This window comes from Marivita sp. (assembly GCF_965656765.1).
In the GTDB taxonomy this organism is placed as follows: domain Bacteria; phylum Pseudomonadota; class Alphaproteobacteria; order Rhodobacterales; family Rhodobacteraceae; genus Marivita.
Map to the genome: position 1 here is coordinate 17,818 of NZ_CBFHLV010000007.1, position 18,017 is coordinate 35,834.

The 18,017-nt window shown below is 57.6% G+C and carries 17 protein-coding genes; 8 read left to right on the top strand and 9 right to left on the bottom strand.

The genetic code is table 11. From position 1 onward, the window contains the following. Positions 1–136: 136 nt before the first annotated feature. The 8 genes from glpK to glpD all read right to left on the bottom strand — a co-directional run bounded on the left by glpK (position 137) and on the right by glpD (position 9,445). Positions 137–1,627: a glycerol kinase GlpK gene (gene glpK, locus ACTG4M_RS03655; RefSeq protein ID WP_439122276.1), complete on the bottom strand. Its 1,491-nt coding sequence runs from the start codon at positions 1,625–1,627 to the stop codon at positions 137–139. 127 nt (positions 1,628–1,754) lie between these two features. Beyond that, entirely contained in the window at positions 1,755–3,467 is a 1,713-nt protein-coding gene (locus tag ACTG4M_RS03660) for an ABC transporter substrate-binding protein (protein ID WP_439122277.1), read from the bottom strand. Positions 3,468–3,544: 77 nt separating this feature from the next. Next, a complete protein-coding gene (locus ACTG4M_RS03665) occupies positions 3,545–3,823 on the bottom strand; it encodes a DUF2160 domain-containing protein (RefSeq protein WP_439122278.1) in 279 nt (92 codons plus the stop codon). Between the two features lie 76 nt (positions 3,824–3,899). After that, a complete protein-coding gene (locus ACTG4M_RS03670; RefSeq protein WP_439122279.1) occupies positions 3,900–4,769 on the bottom strand; it encodes a carbohydrate ABC transporter permease in 870 nt (289 codons plus the stop codon). Between the two features lie 4 nt (positions 4,770–4,773). Further along, positions 4,774–5,643 (bottom strand): carbohydrate ABC transporter permease, encoded by an 870-nt coding sequence (locus ACTG4M_RS03675; protein WP_439122280.1) that lies wholly within the window; start codon positions 5,641–5,643, stop codon positions 4,774–4,776. Beyond that, positions 5,643–6,740 (bottom strand): ABC transporter ATP-binding protein, encoded by a 1,098-nt coding sequence (locus tag ACTG4M_RS03680; protein WP_439122281.1) that lies wholly within the window; start codon positions 6,738–6,740, stop codon positions 5,643–5,645. The genes ACTG4M_RS03675 and ACTG4M_RS03680 overlap by 1 nt, the downstream gene beginning before the upstream one ends. A 10-nt stretch (positions 6,741–6,750) precedes the next feature. After that, on the bottom strand, positions 6,751–7,839 hold the full coding sequence (locus ACTG4M_RS03685; RefSeq protein WP_439122282.1) for an ABC transporter ATP-binding protein: 1,089 nt from the start codon (positions 7,837–7,839) through the stop codon (positions 6,751–6,753). 10 nt (positions 7,840–7,849) lie between these two features. Continuing rightward, a complete protein-coding gene (gene glpD / locus ACTG4M_RS03690; RefSeq protein ID WP_439122283.1) occupies positions 7,850–9,445 on the bottom strand; it encodes a glycerol-3-phosphate dehydrogenase in 1,596 nt (531 codons plus the stop codon). Positions 9,446–9,685: 240 nt separating this feature from the next. Between glpD and ACTG4M_RS03695 the strand changes: the two genes are divergently transcribed. Further along, the gene (locus tag ACTG4M_RS03695) at positions 9,686–10,453 is read left to right on the top strand and encodes a DeoR/GlpR family DNA-binding transcription regulator (RefSeq protein ID WP_439122284.1); all 768 of its coding nucleotides are present in this window, start codon (positions 9,686–9,688) and stop codon (positions 10,451–10,453) included. On the opposite strand, the gene ACTG4M_RS03700 is transcribed toward ACTG4M_RS03695, so the two are convergent. Next, positions 10,454–11,476: a LacI family DNA-binding transcriptional regulator gene (locus tag ACTG4M_RS03700; RefSeq protein ID WP_439122285.1), complete on the bottom strand. Its 1,023-nt coding sequence runs from the start codon at positions 11,474–11,476 to the stop codon at positions 10,454–10,456. A gap of 145 nt (positions 11,477–11,621) precedes the next feature. Between ACTG4M_RS03700 and ACTG4M_RS03705 the strand changes: the two genes are divergently transcribed. The 7 genes from ACTG4M_RS03705 (at position 11,622) to ACTG4M_RS03735 (ending at position 17,997) form a co-directional block, all read left to right on the top strand. Next, a complete protein-coding gene (locus ACTG4M_RS03705; RefSeq protein WP_439122286.1) occupies positions 11,622–11,807 on the top strand; it encodes a hypothetical protein in 186 nt (61 codons plus the stop codon). A gap of 21 nt (positions 11,808–11,828) precedes the next feature. Next, a complete protein-coding gene (locus ACTG4M_RS03710; RefSeq protein WP_439122287.1) occupies positions 11,829–12,977 on the top strand; it encodes a TRAP transporter substrate-binding protein in 1,149 nt (382 codons plus the stop codon). 114 nt (positions 12,978–13,091) lie between these two features. Then, the gene (locus ACTG4M_RS03715) at positions 13,092–13,604 is read left to right on the top strand and encodes a TRAP transporter small permease (RefSeq protein ID WP_439122288.1); all 513 of its coding nucleotides are present in this window, start codon (positions 13,092–13,094) and stop codon (positions 13,602–13,604) included. 12 nt (positions 13,605–13,616) lie between these two features. After that, positions 13,617–14,945 (top strand): TRAP transporter large permease, encoded by a 1,329-nt coding sequence (locus ACTG4M_RS03720; RefSeq protein ID WP_439122289.1) that lies wholly within the window; start codon positions 13,617–13,619, stop codon positions 14,943–14,945. 13 nt (positions 14,946–14,958) lie between these two features. Beyond that, entirely contained in the window at positions 14,959–16,266 is a 1,308-nt protein-coding gene (gene hisD / locus ACTG4M_RS03725) for a histidinol dehydrogenase (RefSeq protein ID WP_439122290.1), read from the top strand. Then, entirely contained in the window at positions 16,259–17,020 is a 762-nt protein-coding gene (locus tag ACTG4M_RS03730; RefSeq protein ID WP_439122291.1) for an SDR family NAD(P)-dependent oxidoreductase, read from the top strand. The genes hisD and ACTG4M_RS03730 overlap by 8 nt, the downstream gene beginning before the upstream one ends. Further along, complete coding sequence (locus ACTG4M_RS03735) at positions 17,017–17,997, top strand: zinc-dependent alcohol dehydrogenase (RefSeq protein ID WP_439122292.1); 981 nt, start codon at positions 17,017–17,019, stop codon at positions 17,995–17,997. Before ACTG4M_RS03730 ends, ACTG4M_RS03735 begins: the two co-directional genes overlap by 4 nt. Positions 17,998–18,017 lie beyond the last annotated feature (20 nt).

An 18,017-nucleotide genomic window follows, 5' to 3' on the forward strand; every position in this document is an offset into this window, starting at 1 on the left:
TGTTGTGCTCCTTCATATTCTGAGTTCCGAATATCAAAGGAGCAACTACAGCGATTTGATCTGCATCAATCACATTCTGGAAGCGGAATTTGAAAATGCGAAAGGTGCTTTGGAAAGGCCAGCACTGCTTGGCGCGTTAACCCGCAAACCCAATAGTCGCATCAATTGCGCGTTTCCAAGAACCGTATTTGCGGTTGCGCACGTCCGCTGCCATGTCCGGCTCGAACCGGCCATCAACAGCCCATTGGGCGGCAAAAGCTTCCATGTTGGGCAGCACGCCCGCCTTGTACCCCGCGAGCCACGCGGCACCCATTGCTGTGGTTTCCAATACCTTGGGACGTTCTACCGGGGCATCGATGATGTCCGACAGGAACTGCATCGTCCAATCAGACGCGCTCATCCCGCCATCCACGCGCAGCGCAGTCTCAGATGTGCCGGACCAGTCTGCCTTCATCGCCTCAAGCAGATCGCGGGTCTGGTAGCCGACGCTTTCCAAAGCCGCGCGTGCGAATTCCTCTGGCCCCGAATTGCGGGTCAGACCGTAGATTGCGCCACGGCATTCGGCGTTCCAATAGGGTGCGCCAAGGCCGGTGAAGGCTGGCACTAAAACCACCTCTTGCGTGTCGTCAGCCTTTTCCGCCAGCGGCTGGGTCTCTTTCGCCTCGCGGATGATCTTGAGCCCGTCGCGTAGCCATTGCACGACGGCGCCCGCGATAAAGATCGAACCTTCCAGCGCATAGGTCGGCTTGCCGTCTAATTGATACGCAATCGTCGTCAAAAGACGGTTGGTCGACGTCACAGGCGTGTCGCCCGTATTTAACAGCGCGAAACAGCCCGTGCCATAGGTGGATTTCAGCATCCCCGGTTTGAAACACGCCTGCCCTACAGTCGCTGCCTGCTGGTCACCCGCAATGCCGCAGATCGGGATCGCACGGCCAAAGAGATCAGGGCGGGTTTCGCCAAAATCATCAGCGCAATCCTTGACCTCGGGCAGCATCGACATGGGGATCCCAAGCTTGTCGCAGATCGTCTTGGACCAACGGCCCTTTCGGATGTCGTATAGCATGGTACGCGCAGCATTGGTCGCATCAGTGACATGCACCTTGCCACCAGTGAGGTTCCAGACCAGCCATGTATCCACCGTGCCGAACACCAGCTCGCCAGCTTCGGCACGGGCACGCACGCCGTCTACGTTATCAAGGATCCAGGCCAGTTTTGTTCCACTGAAATACGGGTCTAGCAATAGGCCGGTGCGGTCGGTCACGACGTCTTCAAACCCTTCGGCCTTCAGGCTTTTGCAGACCTCGGACGTGCGGCGGTCCTGCCAGACAATGGCGTTAAACACGGGTTTGCCGCTGGCACGATCCCAGACCAGCGTGGTCTCGCGCTGGTTGGTGATGCCGATGGCAGCGATGTCTTCGGTCCCGGTGCCCGCCTTTTCGATGGCGGCACGACAGGTTGCAGCGGTCGTGGACCAGAGGTCTGACGGATCGTGTTCAACCCAACCACTGTTGGGGTAGTGCTGTTCAAATTCTTCCTGCGCCGACGCGACGGCAGTCAGGGTTTCATCAAACAGGATTGCGCGCGTCGATGTCGTGCCTTGGTCGATGGCAAGAATATGGGTCATGTGCGGCGGGCCTCCTGTGGTGACGTGTTCTGTCCGCCCACTGTTTCAGGACGGTGGCAAAGGATCAAATGGGAAAGGGACAAACGAAAATCGGGGCGCGGTCACCGCGCCCCAATCGTAAGGCAGCTTACTGCCAGGACTTGATCAGTTCGTCATATGCGACGGTCTGAGGTTCTTCGTCCTCGTTCTCGAGCTTGGCATACGGCGCACCGGGCTGGGCGAACCAGTATTCGGCATCACGCTCTTCGTTCATGACCGGACCGATATCGCCCTGAACACCTGCACGCTCAAGACGCTCGAGCACGCGCTCTTGGTCTTCGCACAATGCATCAAGCGCTTCCTGCGGGGTTTTCGAACCGGACATTGCATCGCCGATGTTCTGCCACCACAGTTGCGCCAGCTTTGGGTAATCCGGAACATTGGTACCGGTCGGCGACCATGCCACGCGTGCTGGCGAACGGTAGAATTCTACCAAACCACCCAGCTTGTCCGCACGCTCGGTGAAGCTGTCATGCTGCACAGTGCTTTCGCGGATGAAGGTCAGACCAACGTGGGACTTCTTCACATCAACAGTCTTGGACGTCACAAACTGCGCGTAAAGCCACGCGGCCTTTGCACGGTCCACCGGAGTGGACTTCATCAGCGTCCAGCTGCCTGCGTCCTGGTAACCGACCTTCTGGCCTTCTTTCCAGTAAACACCATGCGGGCTGGGCGCCATGCGCCACTTGGGTGTGCCGTCTTCGTTCATCACCGGCAGATCAGGCTTCACGGTGTCCGCAGTAAATGCAGTGTACCAGAACATCTGCTGTGCGATGTTGCCCTGTGCAGGGATTGGGCCTGCTTCGGAGAAGGTCATACCGGCCGCTGCGGGCGGTGTGTACTTTTCCAGCCATTCGATGGCTTTGGTGACAGCATAAACCGCTGCGGGCGCATTGGTTGCACCACCACGGGCAACGCAGGACCCGACGGGCTGCGAGTTTTCATTCACGCGGATGCCCCATTCGTCGACCGGAAGGCCGTTGGGTTCACCCACGTCTCCCATTCCAGCCATGGACATCCACGCGTCTGTGTAGCGCCAACCAAGGCTTGGGTCTTTCTTGCCGTAGTCCATGTTGCCAAAGACGTCGCCATCGACACCCATGTGGCTCAGGTCACGACCGGTGAAGAATTCGGCGATGTCCTCGTAGGCAGACCAGTTGACCGGAACACCCAGCTCGTAGCCGAACTGCTCTTGGAAGTCGGCTTTGTTCTTTTCGTCGTTGAACCAGTCATAGCGGAACCAATAGAGGTTCGCGAACTGCTGCGTGGGCAGCTGGTAGACCTTGCCATCGGGGCCCGTGGTAAAGCTAAGGCCAATGAAATCGTCCATGTCCAGCGTCGGAAGGGTTACATCCGCGCCCTCGCCCGCCATCCAGTCTGTCAGGTTGCGCACCTGCTGATAGCGCCAGTGCGTGCCGATCAGGTCAGAGTCGTTGATATAGCCGTCGTAGATGTTTTCGCCGGACTGCATCTGGGTCTGAAGTTTTTCAACCACGTCGCCTTCGCCGATCAGGTCATGCGTGACCTTGATGCCAGTGATGGCCTCAAACGCCGGTGCAAGAACCTGGCTTTCGTATTCGTGCGTGGTGATCGTCTCGGACACCACCTTGATTTCCATACCTTGGAACGGCTCGGCCGCGTCGATGAAGAACTGCATTTCCGCTTCTTGGGCAGCCCGGTCAATCGCCGACATATCGCCGATCTCGGAATCCAGGAACGCGCGCGCCGCGTCCATGTCGGCAAATGCCGGACCCGCAAGGATCAGCAACGCCGCTGTTGAGGATTTCAGGTTCAAGTTCATTAAGGTTCCTCCCAATTATTGAGAACTTGGATTAGATGGCGTCGCCCCTGATATCGGGATGACGCCGGGTTATTCGATTACACCCAGCGGAAGACCGCTGAGGCATAGAGCGCACAAACCGCCATCGCCCAAGGCTGGTTTTCGCCAACAAGCCCAAGCCATGCGAGGTTGATGAAAGCGCTGCCCAGAAGCGTGATGAACAACCGGTCACCGCGCGTCGTTTCGATCCGCAAGATACCCACGCGGGGCGTCTCGGGAAATTTGATTGCCAGGATCGTGAAGACGATCAGCAAGCTCGCGATCACCATGAAGAAGATCGCGGTCGGCCATGTCCATGCCATCCATGAGAGTTCCATCAGACGGTCCTCCGTGTGGTGTTGAGTGACATTCTGGGCGTATCAGCCGCAAACGCTCGGAAACGACGCGCTTCCATCACACCCTCCCCAGGGCAAAGCCCTTGGCGATGTAGTTGCGTACGAAGTAGATCACCAAAGCCCCCGGCACGATGGTCAGAATACCCGCCGCAGCCAGCACGCCCCAGTCAATGCCCGACGCGCCTTGGGTGCGGGTCATGATCGCTGCGATGGGTTTGGCATCAACCGTGGTTAGCGTCCGCGACAGCAGCAGTTCCACCCACGAGAACATGAAGCAGAAGAACGCCGCCACGCCGATGCCGCTTGAGATCAAGGGCATGAAGATACGGGTGAAGAAGCGACCAAAGCTGTAGCCGTCCAGATAGGCAGTCTCGTCGATCTCTTTCGGTACACCGCGCATGAAGCCTTCGAGGATCCACACGGCCAACGGCACGTTGAACAGGCAATGCGCCAAGGCCACGGCGATATGCGTGTCGAACAGGCCCACCGACGAATAGAGTTGGAAGAACGGCAGCGCGAACACGGCGGGCGGTGCCATGCGGTTGGTCAACAGCCAGAAGAACAGGTGCTTGTCGCCCATAAAATGATAGCGGCTGAACGCATAGGCTGCGGGCAAGGCCACGGCCAAGGAAATCACCGTGTTCATGACCACGTAGATGAGCGAGTTGACGTAGCCCATATACCAGCTTGGGTCCGTGAGGATCGTGCGGTAATTGTCCAGCGTCAGGTCACTGGGCCAGAGGGTGAACGAATTGAGGATCTCGGTATTCGTCTTGAGGCTCATGTTCAGCAGCCAGTAGATCGGCAGCATCAGGAACAGCAGGTACAGCCCCATCACGATGGCCGATCCATTGACCTTGGCGCGTTTCTTGGTGCCGCCCGCGGTCAGATCGCCGGGAATGCTGGTGGTGGTTGTCGCGTCAGCCATCGGATCAGCCCTCCCGCTTATCAAGGTTGGTCATCACGGTGTAGAACACCCATGAGATCAACAGGATCACGAGGAAATACATGATCGAGAACGCAGCCGCCGGACCAAGGTCAAACTGACCCAACGCCATCTTCACGAGGTCGATCGACAACAGAGTTGTGGTGCTTCCCGGGCCACCGCCGGTAACGACGAACGGCTCGGTATAGATCATGAAGCTGTCCATAAAGCGCAACAGGATCGCAATCATCAGAACGCCCATCATCTTAGGCAGTTCGATAAAGCGGAACACTTTCCAGCGTGACGCCTGGTCGATCTTGGCCGCCTGATAATAGGCGTCAGGGATCGATTGCAGACCAGCATAGGCGAGCAATGCAACCAGTGATGTCCAGTGCCATACATCCATCACGATGATCGTGACCCAAGCGGCAAATGGATCGCTGGTATAGTTATAATCGATGCCAATCGCGTCCAGAGTATAGCCCAGAAGGCCGATATCGACACGACCGAAGATCTGCCAGATTGTACCGACCACGTTCCACGGGATTAGGAGCGGCAGGGACATCACGACAAGACAAAAACTCGCCCAGAAGCCTTTCTTGGGCATATTGAGCGCGACAAACACGCCCAGCGGGATCTGGATCAGCAGAATGATGCCCGAGAACATCAACTGCCGCCCAAGCGCGCCCCAAAGGCGGTCGTCGTTCAGCATTTCCTCGAACCATTCAAGGCCCGCCCAGAAGAACTGGTTGTTGCCGAACGTATCCTGAACCGAATAGTTGACGACGGTCATCAAAGGGATCACCGCCGAAAACGCCACAAGGATGAGAACCGGCAGGACAAGGAACCACGCCTTTTGGTTGACTGTCTTGTCCATTACGCGGCCTCCCCAACCGGTTGCGATTGATCGGGCGCGACACGCCAGTCATTGACATAGATATTGGTCTGCGACGGGTCGAATGTGACGTGACTCATATCTGCTGTCACAACATCATCTTCACCAGCTATAGCGTTGATATCGTGACCGAAAAAATCCAAACGGATGATTTTGTGACGACCCACGTCCTCGATGCGCTTGACCTTGACGGGCAGGCCTTCCGATGCGCTGAGCCGAACAAACTCGGGCCGAACACCCAGTTCGACCTTGCCGTTCAAAGACCCGTATCCAGCGGCCAGCGGAATTTCGGCACCGCCGATATGCGCAGAGGCCCCGGCCACATCGACCGGCAGAACATTCATGCCCGGCGACCCAATGAAATAGCCGACAAAGGTATGTTCAGGCCGCTCAAACAACTCTTCCGGTGTTCCGATCTGAACAACGCGACCGTCATACATGACGACTACTTTGTCGGCAAAGGTCAGCGCTTCGGTCTGGTCGTGGGTCACGTAGATCATCGTGTGACCAAATTCGTGGTGCAGCGATTTCAGCTGCGTGCGCAATTCCCACTTCATATGCGGGTCGATCACCGTCAAAGGCTCATCGAACAACAGCGCGTTCACATCCTTGCGCACCATGCCGCGGCCCAGACTGATCTTCTGCTTGGCATCCGCAGTCAGGCCCCGCGCCTTTTTCTTCAGCATGTCTTCCATGCCGATCATACGCCCGATTTCCTGCACGCGGGCCGCGACGTAGGCTTCGTCATGGCCACGATTGCGCAGCGGGAAGGCCAGATTGTCCTGAACGGTCATGGTGTCGTAGACGACTGGGAACTGGAACACCTGAGCGATGTTACGTTCCGCCGTGGGCGCCTGGGTAACGTCCTGCCCATCGAACAGGATACGCCCCTGAGAGGGATGAAGAAGTCCCGATATGATATTGAGAAGTGTGGATTTTCCACAACCAGATGCGCCCAACAGCGCATAAGCCGCGCCATCGTCCCAATCATGGTTCAACTCTTTAAGGGCAAAATCGTCCTCTGAGGTCGGGTTGGGCAGATAGGAATGTGCCAGATTATCAAGTGTGATCTTTGCCATGTCCGTTCCCTCAAGCCGCCAGCGCGTAAGACGCGGGGGCGATCATTTTGCCCTGTTCGTCAAAGACATAAACATGGCGCGGGTCGAGCCACACAGTCAGGTCTTCGCCCAGTTTCAGGTCGTGGACACCGTGGATCAGTCCCACCCAGCGTTGACCGTGGTGATCAAGGTGCACAAAGGTTTCCGACCCAGTGAGCTCGGTCACAGTCAGATGTGTTGTGAACGACATAGCGTCCGGCGCGTGTTGGCCGATTTCGAGGTGATTTGGGCGGAACCCTGCGGTGTATTTGCCATCGGGCAACTCGGCTAAGCGACCCATCGCCTGTGTGGATTGGTTGTTGCCAAAGGTCAGTTTTGTGCCCGCCTTGGTGATCGGCAGGAAATTCATCGGCGGATCACTGAACACACGCGCGGTGGTCGCATCAACAGGCTGACGGTAGACTTCGGGTGTCAGGCCAAACTGTGTGACGCGCCCTTCCCAAAGCGCCGCTGTGTTGCCACCCAAAAGGAGCGCCTCTTCGGGCTCGGTGGTCGCATAAACAAAGATTGATCCTGAAGCTTCGAAAATCTTGGGGATTTCGATCCGCAACTCTTCGCGCAGCTTGTAATCGAGGTTGGCCAGCGGTTCGTCCAGCAGGACAAGCCCGGCATTCTTAACCAACGCCCGCGCCAGTGCACAGCGCTGTTGCTGACCTCCAGAGAGTTCCAACGGCTTGCGATCCAGCATCGGTGTCAGTTTCATCAATTCCGCAGTTTCGCGCACACGGCGGTCGATTTCGGACTTGTCGACACCCATCAGCTTCATCGGGGACGCGATGTTGTCGTAGACGGTCATCGACGGGTAGTTGATGAATTGCTGGTAGACCATCGCGACCTTGCGATCCTGTACGCGCATGCCGGTGACATCATTCCCCTGCCAGAAGATTTTGCCCGTCGCGGGGACATCAAGTCCGGCCATGATCCGCATCAAGGATGTCTTGCCCGACAATGTCGGCCCCAGAAGCACATTCATCGTACCTTTTTCCAGCGTGAGGTCTGTCGGGTAGATATGGGTTTGCCCCTCTACCACTTTGGACACGCCTTTAAGTTCGAGTGTCATGTCCAGCCCTTTATTCTGCAGCCTTGGACAAGGATTGACGGTGCTCTGCCATCCATGTGTCCAATGTAGTTATTTGCTCAGCGCTCAGTCGCAGACCAAGCTTGTTGCGGCGCCACACCACGTCTTCGGCGGTGTGCGCGTATTCGTGGGTCATCAACCAATGCACTTCGGCCTCGGTCAGGGTTGCGCCAAAATCGTGACCCAGCTCAGCGGCCTCCTTGGCAGTGCCAAGGATCGATGGTGCCTCTGTGCCGTAGGCTCGGACAAGCCGCCGGGCCCAAAAGGCGTCGAGGAACGGAAAGTTATTCTGCAACTCTGCGACCAGCGCGTCAAAGCCATCGACCGGAAAATCGCCACCGGGCAGCGTAACACCTGCCGTCCATGGGCCTTTGACGTTCGGCAATTGCTCAGCGATCTTTTCCAGCGCGCTTTCGGCAAGGCGGCGGTAGGTGGTGATCTTGCCGCCGAAGATGTTCAGCACCGGCGCGCCACCGTTGGTATCAACCTTGAGAGTGTAGTCACGGGTGGCCGCCGTCGCGCTGCTCGCCCCGTCATCATAAAGTGGGCGAACACCGGAATAGGTCCAGACCACATCATCGGCGGACAAGTCCTGCTTGAAATACTGGTTGGCGAAATTCAGTAGATAGGATTGTTCTTCCGGGGTGCAGACCGGCTTGTTCGACGGATCATCATGTTCGGCGTCCGTGGTCCCGATCAGTGTGAAATCAGTCTCGTACGGGATCGCGAAAATGATCCGGCCATCGGTGCCTTGGAAGAAGTAGCATTTGTCGTGGTCGTAAAGCTTGCGGGTCACAATGTGTGAGCCGCGGACAAGCCGAACGCCTTCGGTAGAATTAAGCCGCACTTTGGTCTGGATGATATCGCCAACCCATGGCCCACCGGCGTTCACCAGCATTTTTGCGAAATGAGTGCCGATCTCACCATTTTCGGTATTTTGCGTTTCGATGCGCCACAAATCACCTTCGCGGGCAGCTGACAGAACCTTGGTGCGCGGCAGGATCGTGGCACCACGTGCCTCGGCATCGCGTGCGTTCAGCATTACAAGGCGGGAATCTTCAATCCAGCAATCGGAGTATTCATAGGCCTTGGCAAACCGATCTTCGAGCGGCACCCCCTCGGGCGCGTTCTCGAGGTCAAGTGTTTTGGTGCCAGGCAGAATTTTCCGACCACCAAGATTGTCGTACAGGAACAACCCCAAACGGATCAGCCATGCAGGCCTACGCCCTTTCATCCACGGCATGACGAAACTAAGAACCCGGGACGTGGGCGTGTCCGATTCAAACCGCATATCTTCATGATATGGCAAAACAAATCGCATCGGCCAACTGATATGCGGCATCGCTTTGAGCAGCACTTCACGTTCGACCAACGCTTCTCGCACCAAACGGAATTCAAAGTACTCCAGATAGCGCAAGCCGCCATGGAACAGCTTGGTCGACGCCGATGATGTCGCGGAGGCCAGATCATTCATTTCTGCCAGCGTCACGGACAGGCCACGGCCCGCTGCATCACGTGCGATACCGCATCCGTTGATACCGCCGCCGATGACAAAAAGATCTGTAGGTTCGACGGACTGGTCGATCACAGTGCGCCACCTCCCAATGACACGAAATTCACCCGCAATGTATGCGGATTGAGTCGCTTTCACGCAAGGCGATTTTTTTCGTTTATGTTCGTTTTTGCCTATCTAACTGAAAGCAAACAAAATTTGACATTAGGAGTTCCAGACATCTCCCCGCTATGATCGAAAAACTGCGATCACCGATGCGCGATTAGTTGCGGAATCGACCCTTAACTTCGAAACCAGACCAGACTGAGACCTTCTATGTCCCACGCCTTTCGCCACCGTGATATTTTGGACATTGCGCGGAAGGAGGGAAAGGTCACCGTCGAAGGGCTTGCCCAGCATTTCGGAGTGACACTACAGACGATCCGGCGCGATCTGTCGGATTTGGCCGAGGATGGCCGGCTTGAACGCGTGCATGGGGGGGCGATGCTCCCTTCAAGTACGAGCAACATTGGCTATGAACAGCGCCAAACGCTCAACGCCAAAGCCAAAGCTTCGATGGCGCGGGCTTGTGCCAAGCGCATTCCGAACAACATCTCATTGTTCTTGAACATCGGCACCAGCACCGAAGCGGTGGCGCGGGAATTGCGCAATCACAAAAATCTGCTTGTCGTCACCAACAATATGAATGTCGCGAACATTTTGGCCGAAACGCAGGATTGCGAAGTTGTCGTAACCGGCGGCAACCTGCGCCGCGCTGATGGCGGGTTGGTGGGCAAACTGGCAACCGAGACCATTCTGCAATTCAAGTTCGATCTTGCCATCATCGGATGCTCGGCACTTGATCGCGACGGCGATCTGCTGGACTTCGACATTCAAGAGGTCAGTGTGAGCCAAGCCATCCTGCAACAATCGCGCAAGACTTATCTTGTTGCGGACGCCTCTAAACTCAAGCGCAACGCCCCTGCCCGCATCGCGTCCCTGTCCGAAATCGACACGCTGTTCACCGACGCTCCTCTGCCTGCCGATCTGCCAAATCATTGTGCCGAGTGGGGCACCGAAGTGGTGATCGCCTCTCAAACCTGATCAGAGTGTCAGGTCACGCAGGGACTCGCGTAGCTGAAGCGTGCTCTTAAGCTCAATCGTGTCGCCGGTGCTGCGTTTCTCGACCATGTCGATCAGGGCAATAGCCGCTTTGCGACCCATTTCGCGGTGTGGGACATGTACCGTTGTGATCTGCGGTGTGACGATGCGGGCCAGTTCGATATCGTCAAATCCCGTGATCGACACGTCCTGTGGCACCGACAGCCCCATGTCATGCGCCCCGCGCAGGGCGCCCACGGCCAGAACATCGTTACCACACATCACCACAGAGGGCGGTGATGCCGTTTTCATCAGGGTCTGGAACGCCTGCGCGCCTGTTTCAACCTCATAAGAGGTTTCGATGACAGGCATGGCGTGGGGATCGAGGCCGTTGGCGACCAACGCCTCGCGCAGCCCGGCCACACGTGCCGCGGCCCGGTCATTCCCTTTGGTAATCCCGGAAATGAAGCTGATCTGGCGGTGGCCATAGTCTATAACCTTTTGCGCCAAGGCACGCATCGACTGGTGATTGTCAAACCCAACCGTGGGTTGGCTGTTATCGGGAAGATAAACCCATGCCGACAAGACCGGAATCGCGCGGGCTTGCAGGTATTCATAGACCGCCGGGTCACGATCATGCCCGATCAACAGAAGCCCATCTGCCCCACGGGATACAAGCGCCCTGATCTGTTCTTCTTCTACCTTGGGCTGGTAAGCAGAACTTGAGACAAGCAGCGTATAGCCCCTGCGATGAAGTTCTTCCTGAAACGCCTGCAACCCACGTGCAAAGATGGCGTTTTCCATCGTCGGGATGATCGCACCAATGGTGAATGTCCGTTTGGCAGCCATCACTCGCGCGCCGAAATTGGGCGTATAGCCAAGCTGTTCAACGGCAGACAAAACGCGCTTGCGCGTCTGTTCCACCACCCGGTCCGGAGAGTTCAGGCAGCGCGACACCGTCGCCGTCGAAACGCCGGCCTGACGTGCAACGTCGTCCAATGTTGGCACGCTTCGCAGGTCTGACATGTCTCTCCTTTCGCGGACCTTCACGCGCAAGGGCGCGTTGATGAATAATCATAGAATAGACAACGTCCAAATGTAAGCGCTTGCAAGATTCAAATGTAAGCGCTTACACTGAGGTCAGAATCAATACGATTTCAGAGGGTCATTCATGTTTCTTGCAGCATCCGCCATCGTCTTTGTCGCGTATTTCGCCAATGTCGCGCTGGGTGCTTTTGCAGAGGCAGCGATCCTTTCCGACGTCGGGGAGATGTTGGTTCTGTTTGCGGCGTCGATCCTATTTGTCGTTGCCATTCTTCAAAAAGAGGCTGACCGAAAGAACAAAAACGGCAGCTGAGGTCAATTGGGAGGAGACCAGATGACTGACGAACGCAAGGAGCTCGCATCCGCGGAGCGCCGTAATTTCCTGAAACTGATGAGCACAGGTGGCTTTACCGCTGCGATGGTTGCAGGTGCCAGCGGCCTTCTTTGGTCGTCCGAGGCCGCAGCACAGACAGCAAACGAAGAACGCGACCGTGAAAACGCGGCCGAGCACACGATGGTCATTGCGACCGCTTATGTGCTGGGTGCATCGCGCAGCTATCCGATCATGCAGCTGGACCTGAAAGAAAACATCCAGAACGCAACGAACGGCAAAGTCTATGTCAAACTGGCGCCTGGTGGTCAGTTGGGCGCAGGCGGTGCACTGGTTCAGGCGGTCCAGGGTGGCACCATTCAGGCAGCACAGCATTCGCTGGCCAACTTTGCGCCCTTCGCGTCTACAGTTGACCTGATCAACATGCCGCATCTGTGCGGCTCGAACCAGCGGTTCACCAACCTTGTGAACTCCGACTTCTGGAACACCGAAGTCCATCCCAAAATCGAAGCCAACGGTTTCAAGGCGCTGTTCTATGTCAACATCGACCCGCGCGTCGTTGCTGTGCGCAAAGGTGGGGCCGGTGCGGTTCTTAGCCCAAGTGATTTGGGCGGCGTGAAATTCCGCGTGCCCGGGTCCAAGATGCTCCAGCAGTATTACCGGATGGTCGGTGCGAACCCGACGCCAGTGGCTTGGGGCGAAACCCCATCCGCGATCAAGCAGGGTGTGGCAGATGCGCTCGATCCATCCGTGGGCGCGCTTTACGTGTTCGGCTTCAAGGACATCCTGAGCCATGTGACCTTCACCCAAGCCGTGCCAGACAGTCAGGTTTATTCCTGTAACCTCGAATGGTTCAACTCCATGCCTGCCGACGTTCAGGAAGGCATCATGTGGGGGTCCGAGATGACCGCGCATCAGAACCTTGCCAAGGTTCCGTCCGCCCGCGCCTACGCCATGGCGGAACTGGCCAAGGCCGGTGTTGAATTCCACTCGCTCAGCGACGATCAACTTGGTGAGTGGCAAGAGGCCGGTGGCTACCAGCGGTCTGAATGGGACGAGTTCAAGGTCGAACTTGCCGGGTCCATGGACGCTTTTGCCAAGATGGAAGAAGCGGCTGGAACGCAGGGCAAATACTACGTCCACGACGCGTAAAGACTCTGGCGGGCGCTGCATTGCGCGCCCGCCCCAAATTTTCTTTCCAAGCACAGACTTTCAGGCACGCCATAAGCGTGATCTGTCGGCCTGTGCCCTTTGAAAGGACGCCCCATGTCTATCTGGCGCAAAGTAGACCGCGATGCGGAACGCTGGCTGCTTCTGATCTTTTACGTGATGCTGGTCGTCACAATGGCCATCGAGGTGCTACGGCGCGAAATCTTTTCCTATTCCTCGATCTGGGGCGAAGAGATCGTGCGCTACTCGTTCATCTACCTTGCGTGGATCGGCGCTGCAGCTGCCGTCAAGGAACGCGCACATATCCGGATCGACGTGGTGATGCACTACCTCGGGCCACGCGCCAAAGCTCTCCTATACATCTTCGGTGATCTGGTGATGTTCGGCGTGGCCATAATCGCTTTCTATTGGTCGCTTGAGACAGTGCATGTGTCCTGGACCTTTGGTTCTGTGACCCACGGGCTGCGGATTTCAAACGTATGGTTCCTGATGGCCGTACCGTTGGGCTTTGCCCTGATGATCTGGCGTCTTTTGCAATCTTTCGTCCGTGATTGGCGATCCCTTCGTGACGGCACGCCCGTCTACGAAGGCGATAAGCTGTTTGATTAAGGGGACGCGCTGATGCTTTGGCAAACCATGAATCAGACGGTGGAACTTGGCTGGGATTTTTACCTGCCGGTTATCATCTTCGTTGGCCTCATTGCTTTGGCCGTGCCTGTTTGGGCCGCCATAGGCACCGCTGCAATCGCCATGCTGGTGATGTCCGGTGATCTGCCGCTGAGCCTTGTGGGTGAAAAGCTGTTCACCGGGATCGACGCCTTCGCACTGACGGCTGTTCCGTTGTTCATTCTGACGGGCGACGTGCTGGTGCGCACTGGGCTCAGCCGCAAATTCCTAGACGTGGCCGAGGCGCTGACGCAATTCGCCAAGGGCGGTTTTGGATCGGCCACGGTGCTGGTCTGCGGTATGTTCGCGGCCATTTCGGGCTCGGACGCGGCGGGCGCCGCGGCGGTAGGTCGGATGACCATCGCGCGGCTTGTGGAATCGGGCTACCCCCGTCCCTATGCCTGTGCGTTGGTGGCCGCTGGCGCATGTACTGGCATCCTGATCCCGCCCTCCATCGCTTACATCATCATCGGTCTAGTGCTGGGCATATCTGCCTCGACGCTTTTCTTGGCCGCGTTGATCCCGGGTCTGGCCATTCTGATTTCGATCCTTGTCACCAACCTCATCGTCAACCGCATCCATGGTTACGAAGGTGGCGGCAATATCTCGATGGGTGAATATTTCGCCAACTTAGCCGCGGCGCTCAAGTCGGGCTGGTACGCGTTCATCGTGCCTGGGATCATTTTCTACGGAATTTTCTCGGGTCGGCTAACTCCGACAGAGGCAGGCGCCACGGCTGTTGTCGTGACCATCATCATGGGTTTCATCCTGCGCACGCTGTCCTTTGCCGACTTCCCGGCAATGCTGGTCAGTTCCGCCAAGGTGAACGGTGTTATCCTGCCGATCATCGCCTTTTCGGCCCCGCTGGCCGAAGCGCTGGCGATCATGGGTGTTCCCCAAGGCTTTGTCACCGCCGTGACTGGGCTGACGGACGAGCCTTGGATCCTGATCCTTCTTATGATCGGCATTCTAATTGCCGCAGGCTGCGTCATGGAAACGACCCCTAACATCGTTATCCTTGCGCCTATTCTTAAGCCGCTTGCCGACAATATCGGCATGAATGAGATCCAGTTCTGTATCATGATGATCACCGCGCTTGGTGTCGGGTTCATCACCCCTCCACTCGGACTTAACCTATTCGTGGTTTCGGGGATCACCGGGGAATCAATCCTCAAGATCGCCGCCCGCGCCATACCCTTCGTTTTGGGCATGTTCGTCGTGGTCCTGCTGATCGCCTATGTGCCGGCGGTGTCCACCACGCTCTTGCCAGAAATCTACAAGTAGGACTCTCTGAAAGATGACACGCGAATACCTGAAGAAAGCGACCCTGACGGCCAAATCGGATGCCTCCGAAGTGCACGAAACGGTTAAGACTATCCTCTCGGATATCGAAGCGGGTGGCGACGACAAGGCGATGGAATACGCCAAGAAGTTCGACAAATACGAAGGCAATGTCCTGCTGACCGCAGAAGATATCGCAGCCGCCAGCGCTTTGGTCCCGGAAAAGCTCAAGCGCGACATCGAATTTGCGCATGATAATGTCAGACGTTTTGCTGAAGCGCAAAAATCAACTGTCTCGGATGTCGAAGTCGAGATCGTGCCGGGCATGATTGCCGGTCAGAAGGCGATCCCGGTGGATGCTGCGGGCTGCTATGTCCCCGGTGGGCGCTACAGCCACATCGCGTCTGCGATCATGACCGTAACAACCGCCAAGGTAGCGGGATGCCGTCACATCACCGCCTGTTCGCCCCCGCGACCGGATGTCGGCGTGGCCCCCGCCATCGTTTACGCCGCGCATATCTGCGGCGCAGACAAGATCATGGCGATGGGTGGCGTGCAGGGTGTCGCGGCAATGACCTTTGGCCTATTCGGTCTGCCCAAGGCCAACATTCTTGTCGGTCCGGGCAACCAGTTCGTTGCCGAAGCCAAGCGCATCCTCTTTGGCCGCGTCGGCATCGACATGATTGCAGGTCCGACCGACAGCCTGATCCTTGCCGACAGCACAGCCGATGCGCATATCGTGGCGACGGACCTCGTGAGTCAGGCCGAGCACGGCTACAACTCGCCCGTCTGGCTGGTGACAGACGACCGTGATCTGGCCGTCAAGGTGATGGACATGGTGCCGGGCCTGATCGAAGACCTGCCCGAGGTTAACAGCCAGAACGCCGCCGCGGCATGGCGCGACTATGCCGAGGTGATCGTCTGTTCAGATCGTGAAGAAATGGCCGCCTGTTCTGATGAATACGCGCCAGAACACCTGACTGTACAAGCCGACGATCTGGATTGGTGGCTTGACCGTTTGACCTGCTATGGCTCGCTTTTCCTGGGCGAAGAAACCACCGTATCCTACGGCGACAAAGCCACCGGCACGAACCACGTTCTACCGACCTCGGGGGCTGCCAGCTATACAGGCGGGCTTTCGGTCCACAAGTATATGAAGATCGTCACTTGGCAGCGCGCCACGCGCGAAGGGTCCAAGGCTGTGGCCGAAGCGACAGCGCGAATTTCCCGGCTTGAGGGGATGGAGGGCCATGCCCGCGCGGCAGATGTGCGTCTGGCCAAATACTTCCCCGGGGTGAATTTCGACCTGACCGCAGATGGCTGATCCAGAAGACCTTTTCCAGCTTGGCGGCAAGGTGGCCCTTGTCACCGGGGCCAGTTCTGGCCTTGGCCGACGCGCGGCGATCACACTTGCCAAAGCCGGAGCAATGGTTGTGGTCGTTGCCCGGCGGCAAGATGCGCTTGAAGCATTGAGCCGCGAAATTGGCTTTGCAGTGGCGTGGGTGACGGCTGACGTCGCTGATCGTGACAATATCGCGACGCTGGCCGAGACCGTGTCCACGCCCTTTGGCCCACCGGACATCATCGTGCATGCTGCGGGGCTTAACACACGTGAACCCGCTGATGATGTGACAGTCGAAGGCTGGGACGCAACGCTTGCAGTCAACCTGTCGGCACCGTTCTTTCTGTCTCAGGCTTTGGTACCAGCAATGAAGAAAAAGGGGTGGGGCCGGATCGTCAATTTCGCCTCGCTCCAGTCGTCCCGCGCCTTTCCCGGCGGAATCGCCTACGGCGCAACAAAAGGTGGGGTCGCACAATTGACCCGCGCGATGGCCGAAGCATGGTCACCGCACGGGATCACCGCCAACGCCATCGGCCCGGGATTTTTCCCGACTGAACTGACCGAAGCAGTGTTTGCAGACCCTGACCGCGCGGCCCGCAATGCCGCGCAAACCTGCATCGGTCGCAATGGCACGATGCAGGATATCGACGGACCGATCCTGTTCCTGTGCTCTGATGCATCGGCTTACGTGACGGGACAGGTTCTCATGGTGGACGGAGGGTTTACCGCGAAATGAAGGCGTTGGTTTACGAAGGCGTTGAAACGCTGGCTTTCCGCGATGTCCCCGACATCACGGCGCGCGAGGGCGAACACCTCATCCGCATCGAAGCAGTCGGCATTTGCGGGTCCGACATGCACGCTTATCTGGGTCATGACGCGCGCCGCCCTGCCCCGCTCATTCTTGGCCACGAGGCGGCAGGTGTGGTTCAGGGCGGGCCGAAGGATGGGACCCGCGTGACGGTCAATCCGTTGGTCACCTGCGGCACCTGTTCGGCATGCACAAGCGAGCGGGAAAACCTCTGCCCGGTTCGCCAAATCATTTCGATGGAGCCAAGACCAGGCGCCTTTGCGCAATACGTGTCGATGCCCGCGTCGAACCTGGTCGAAGTGCCCGACGGCGTCCCACTGGACAAGGCATCGCTGGCCGAACCTTTGGCAGTCAGTTGGCATGCCGTACGTTTGGCGCTGGCATCACTGCACCCGTCCATGGAACGCAAAGCTTTGGTGCTGGGTGGTGGGGCCATTGGACTTGCCGCTTCATTGGCGCTTAAGGCGATGGGGATCGAACAGGTCACAATAGTCGAGCCAAACCCAGCCCGCTGTGCGTTTCTGATCAACACTTGTGGCGAAGCGGCTGTGGAACAACCTGAAGGGTTTTATCCCGTCGTCATTGACGCCGTGGGCTATGCGGCGACCCGCGCCGCCGCCTCGGCCCATACAATGCCCGGCGGTGTGATCGCCCATGTGGGCCTTGGCGAAGACACCGGCGGCCTGGACGTGCGGCGCATGACGTTGCAGGAAATCACTTTTATCGGCACGTACACCTACACCGCGCAGGATTTCCGGGAGACGGCACAAGCAATCTTTGACGGGCGGCTTGGTTCGCTCGACTGGTTTCAAAAACGACCCTTAAGCGACGGTGCCGTCGCGTTCCGCGCGTTGCGCGAAGGGGCTGTGGCGACCCCAAAAATTGTTTTGGAGCCCTGGGTCTAACCCCGCCCACAATCGGATGG

Coding starts and splice junctions, on each gene's coding strand:
- glpK (WP_439122276.1), bottom strand. CDS start 1,627: ATGACCCATATTCTTGCCATCGACCAAGGCACGACATCGACGCGCGCA.
- ACTG4M_RS03660 (WP_439122277.1), bottom strand. CDS start 3,467: ATGAACTTGAACCTGAAATCCTCAACAGCGGCGTTGCTGATCCTTGCG.
- ACTG4M_RS03665 (WP_439122278.1), bottom strand. CDS start 3,823: ATGGAACTCTCATGGATGGCATGGACATGGCCGACCGCGATCTTCTTC.
- ACTG4M_RS03670 (WP_439122279.1), bottom strand. CDS start 4,769: ATGGCTGACGCGACAACCACCACCAGCATTCCCGGCGATCTGACCGCG.
- ACTG4M_RS03675 (WP_439122280.1), bottom strand. CDS start 5,643: ATGGACAAGACAGTCAACCAAAAGGCGTGGTTCCTTGTCCTGCCGGTT.
- ACTG4M_RS03680 (WP_439122281.1), bottom strand. CDS start 6,740: ATGGCAAAGATCACACTTGATAATCTGGCACATTCCTATCTGCCCAAC.
- ACTG4M_RS03685 (WP_439122282.1), bottom strand. CDS start 7,839: ATGACACTCGAACTTAAAGGCGTGTCCAAAGTGGTAGAGGGGCAAACC.
- ACTG4M_RS03695 (WP_439122284.1), top strand. CDS start 9,686: ATGTCCCACGCCTTTCGCCACCGTGATATTTTGGACATTGCGCGGAAG.
- ACTG4M_RS03700 (WP_439122285.1), bottom strand. CDS start 11,476: ATGTCAGACCTGCGAAGCGTGCCAACATTGGACGACGTTGCACGTCAG.
- ACTG4M_RS03705 (WP_439122286.1), top strand. CDS start 11,622: ATGTTTCTTGCAGCATCCGCCATCGTCTTTGTCGCGTATTTCGCCAAT.
- ACTG4M_RS03710 (WP_439122287.1), top strand. CDS start 11,829: ATGACTGACGAACGCAAGGAGCTCGCATCCGCGGAGCGCCGTAATTTC.
- ACTG4M_RS03715 (WP_439122288.1), top strand. CDS start 13,092: ATGTCTATCTGGCGCAAAGTAGACCGCGATGCGGAACGCTGGCTGCTT.
- ACTG4M_RS03720 (WP_439122289.1), top strand. CDS start 13,617: ATGCTTTGGCAAACCATGAATCAGACGGTGGAACTTGGCTGGGATTTT.
- hisD (WP_439122290.1), top strand. CDS start 14,959: ATGACACGCGAATACCTGAAGAAAGCGACCCTGACGGCCAAATCGGAT.
- ACTG4M_RS03730 (WP_439122291.1), top strand. CDS start 16,259: ATGGCTGATCCAGAAGACCTTTTCCAGCTTGGCGGCAAGGTGGCCCTT.
- ACTG4M_RS03735 (WP_439122292.1), top strand. CDS start 17,017: ATGAAGGCGTTGGTTTACGAAGGCGTTGAAACGCTGGCTTTCCGCGAT.